Origin of the sequence: Allobosea sp. (assembly GCF_030694325.1) — a bacterium.
In the GTDB taxonomy this organism is placed as follows: Bacteria; Pseudomonadota; Alphaproteobacteria; order Rhizobiales; family Beijerinckiaceae; genus Allobosea.
In genome coordinates, this window is the sequence record NZ_JAUXYO010000142.1 from 1 (window position 1) to 3,643 (window position 3,643).

3 protein-coding genes and 1 pseudogene are annotated in these 3,643 nt (G+C 68.4%); 3 read left to right on the plus strand and 1 reads right to left on the minus strand.

Annotated elements, in window-relative coordinates; all coding sequences use genetic code 11:
* Together Q8M82_RS08550 and Q8M82_RS08555 are read left to right on the plus strand one after the other, a co-directional pair.
* Positions 1-606, plus strand: a 606-nt coding sequence (locus Q8M82_RS08550) for a ChbG/HpnK family deacetylase (RefSeq protein WP_305690942.1), incomplete at its 5' end; no start/stop codon positions are given.
* Between the two features lie 81 nt (positions 607-687).
* Positions 688-2,382 carry a methyl-accepting chemotaxis protein gene (locus Q8M82_RS08555; protein ID WP_305690943.1) on the plus strand — a complete coding sequence of 565 codons (1,695 nt, stop codon included), beginning with the start codon at positions 688-690 and terminating at the stop codon, positions 2,380-2,382.
* A gap of 84 nt (positions 2,383-2,466) precedes the next feature.
* Here Q8M82_RS08555 and Q8M82_RS08560 read toward each other — a convergent pair whose 3' ends face one another.
* Positions 2,467-3,069 carry a superoxide dismutase gene (locus Q8M82_RS08560; RefSeq protein WP_305690944.1) on the minus strand — a complete coding sequence of 201 codons (603 nt, stop codon included), beginning with the start codon at positions 3,067-3,069 and terminating at the stop codon, positions 2,467-2,469.
* Positions 3,070-3,401: 332 nt separating this feature from the next.
* Here Q8M82_RS08560 and Q8M82_RS08565 point away from each other — a divergent pair.
* Positions 3,402-3,643 (plus strand): annotated as a pseudogene (locus Q8M82_RS08565) (hypothetical protein); the annotation flags it as partial.

Genomic DNA, 3,643 nt, shown 5'->3' on the forward strand with positions numbered 1-3,643 from the left:
CTGCCCGCGCTGCCGGACCTGGCGCGTGCGGCCGTGACCTCGTCGACGGTCCGGCGCGAGATCGCCGCCGAGATCGCCCGCCAGCTCGACGCCTTCGAGGATGCGATGGGTTGCCCGCCCGCCTTCATAGACGGCCACCAGCATGTCCATGTTCTGCCGGGCGTCCGCCGCGCGCTGCTCGACGCCGTGTCGCTGCGCTATCCGCAAGGCGGCCTCTATCTGCGCGATCCGCATGATTCGCCAGCGGCGATCCGTGCTCGCGGCGTCGCCGTCGGCAAGGCGCTGACCATCTCGGCGTTGGCGCTGGGCTTCCGGCGGTCGGCCCTGCGCCGCGGCTTCCCGGTCAATCGGGGCTTTGCCGGCGTCGCGCCCTTCGATCCGCAGCGTGACTTCCGCGCCGACCTGCAGCGCTTCCTGCTGCGGCCCGGCCCCGCGCATCTGGTGATGTGCCATCCGGGCTTCGTCGATGCTGAACTGGCGCGGCTCGATCCGGTCGTGGCGACACGGCCGGTCGAGCATGCGGCCCTCATGGGATTCGGGCCCCAGGGCCTGGCGATGGTGCGCTTCGCCGGCCTCGCCCCTAAGGCTGCGCAAGCCATTCCTTAACCAAGCCATGGCAGTCTCGCGGTCGGGGTGTCTCGCAGGCCTTTGCCGCGAGCCGAGACGGATGCGGGGACTGTGCCGGTCATGATGTCGTTCAAGCGTGCGGGGACCACCGATACCGCCGCGCAGACACCTGCTCCCGCCCGCCGCTGGGGCCGCTCGCTGAGCAGCCAGATCGCCGCCGCCGCCGTCGCCATCGTGGCCGTGGCCATCATGCTCGTGGTCTTCGCCGCCGCCCGCTACAACGACGCCAAGACGCGCGACGACCTCGAGCAGAAGATGCGCTCGCTGGTCCTGATGGTGGTCAACGCCTCGCCCTCGCTGATCCTGTCGCGCGACACCATCACCCTGAGCCAGATCCTCGACTCGCTGCGGCGCGATCCGGACTTCGAGGCGGGCATCGTCGCCGACGACCTGTCGTCGCTGGCCAGTTCAGGCCGCAACGAGGAGGCGAGGCTGGCCCTGACGCCGCGCAGCCTCACCGCGCTGCTGAAGCGCGAACCCTGGGAAATTCTCAAGGATTCGGACACCGCCGAGATCGAGGAAGCCAGCTTCGTCACCTGGCTGCACGTCGTTCGCGTCGGCGGCCATCGCAAGCAGATCGGCTATGTCGCCCTGCGTTTCGACAAGTCGCGTCTGCTCGCACGAGCGGGCTTCGAGCAGGCGGCGACGATAGCCTTCGGCATCCTGATCCTGCTCGTGCTCGGTCCGCTGCTCTGGTTCTCGCTGTCGCGGACGATGAAGCCGCTGCGCAACATGACGAAGGCGATCGTCAGCATCTCCGACGGGCAGCTCGACACTCCCATCGACGCCCTGGCGCGCCGCGACGAGATCGGCGCCATCGCCCATGCACTCGGGGTGCTCAAGCTGAGGCTGGCCGAGCGGGCGGCCCTGCAGGAGAAGCAGCACGTCACCGAATCGGAGCGCCGGCTGCATCAGCAGCGCGTCGACGAGGCGATCGGGCTGTTCCGCGGCGAGGTCGGTGTCGCGCTCGAGGCCTTCAAGAGCAACGCGGACCGCATGAGCGAGGCCTCCGACGGCCTCGCCCGCGTGGCCGCCGAATCCTCCGGCCGGGCCGCGCGCGCCGCCCACAACGCCCAGGGCGCCTCGGGCAATGTCGAAAGCGCCGCCCAGGCGGCCGAGGAGATGGGCGCCGCCATTCGCGAGGTCGAGTTCCAGATCCGTCGCGTGCGGACGGAGATCGTCGAGGCGGCCTCGATCTCGCGCGAGACCGCGAGTTCGGTGCGGGCGCTCGACGAGACCGCGCGGGCGATCGGCGAGGTCGTCAATCTCATCCGCGACATCGCCTCCCAGACCAACCTGCTCGCCCTCAATGCGACCATCGAGGCGGCGCGGGCCGGCGAGGCGGGGCGCGGCTTCGCCGTCGTCGCCTCCGAGGTGAAGAGCCTGGCCTCGCAGACCGCCGATGCGACCGACCGCATCGTCACTCAGGTGGGCGCGATCCAGAGCGCCACAGGCCAGGTGGTCGGGTCGATCCAGACCATCGCCGACCGCATGAACGCGATCGAGAGCTTCGCCAATGCGGTCGCGGTCTCGATCGAGCAGCAGGCGATCGCCACCGGCGAAATCGCCTCGGGCGTCGCGATGGCGAGCTCGTCGGCGCTTTCGGTCTCGAGCGACCTCAGCGTGCTCGCCGATTCGGTCGAGGAAACCGGCCGCTCGGCCGAGGAGGTGCGCGGCGCCGCCGGCGAGGTCGCCGCCCAGGCGCTGCGGCTGCGCACGACGGTCGACCAGTTCCTGCACAGCGTCGCCGCCTGAGCGGCGTCCAAGCGTTTCCGATCATCTCTGCAGACACAAAAAACGGGGCCTCGCGGCCCCGTTTCGCATCGATCCGGCGAAAGCTCAGGCCTTGGCGGCGGCGTCGTACATCTCGGCCACATACTCCCAGTTCACCAGGCTCTCGAGGAAGGCCTTGAGGTAGTCGGGACGGCGGTTGCGGTAGTCGATGTAGTAGGAGTGCTCCCAGACGTCGCAGCCGAGGATCGGCAGCGCGCCGTTGACCAGCGGGCTCTCGCCGTTCGGCGTCTTGGAGACGGCGATCTTGCCACCCTCGACCTCGAGCCAGGCCCAGCCCGAGCCGAACTGGCCGGTGCCGGCGGCGATGAAGTCTTCCTTCATCTTCTCGACCGAGCCGAAGGAATCGACGATCGCCTTCTCCAGCGCGCCCGGAATGGCGCCGCCGCCATTGGGCTTCATCCACTTCCAGAAATGGAGATGGTTGTAGTGCTGGCCGGCATTGTTGAAGACGGCCGCATTCTTGCCGTGCGAGGCCTTGACGATCTCCTCGAGCGACTTGCCCTCGAATTCCGTGCCCTTGATCGCGTTGTTGCCGTTGTTGACATAGGCGAGATGGTGCTTGTCGTGGTGGAACTCCAGCGTCTCCTTCGACATGAAGGGCTGCAGCGCGTCATGGGCGTAGGGCAGATCGGGAAGGGTGAAGGTCATGGGGGCCTCTCCGTGGCTGGCAAATCGCGTTGACTGAGAATGGCTTGCCGCCGGGCGGCCTGGGCAGGGTGGTTCCCGGTGGGGGCGCCCGCCATTCGCCCCGTTAGTTAAGCCTCCGCCGCCGCTCCGGCAACCGCCGCTGCCGCGCAAACCCTCCGCGCGGAGGACACGATGCGCCTCACTCCCGCCTGAATCGACGCGCCTAGCGAGGGCCGGAATTGAAACTCTCTCTTATTCAATACGTTACATGATGGTTGCGTCGGCCGGTCGGTGAGCGACCGGATCGACGAATGGCCGGAATGACTTTCGGGCACTGTGCCGGGGACGCGCCTTTGATCATTTTCTTCATCCTGCTCGGGCTCGGCTTCGTCGTGGGCGGCGCCGCCGCGATCGTCGAAGGGCTGCCCTACATGGTCCTCGAGCGCGGCTTCACCCAGGTCATCATCGGCACGGTGGTCGCCGTGGCGGGTGTGATCCTGCTCGCTCTCGCCTGGGTCCTGGTCGAGATGCGGCGCATCAAGGGAAGCCTCTCCAACGCCGCGATGGCGATGTCGCTGGCCTCGATGGCGGGCGG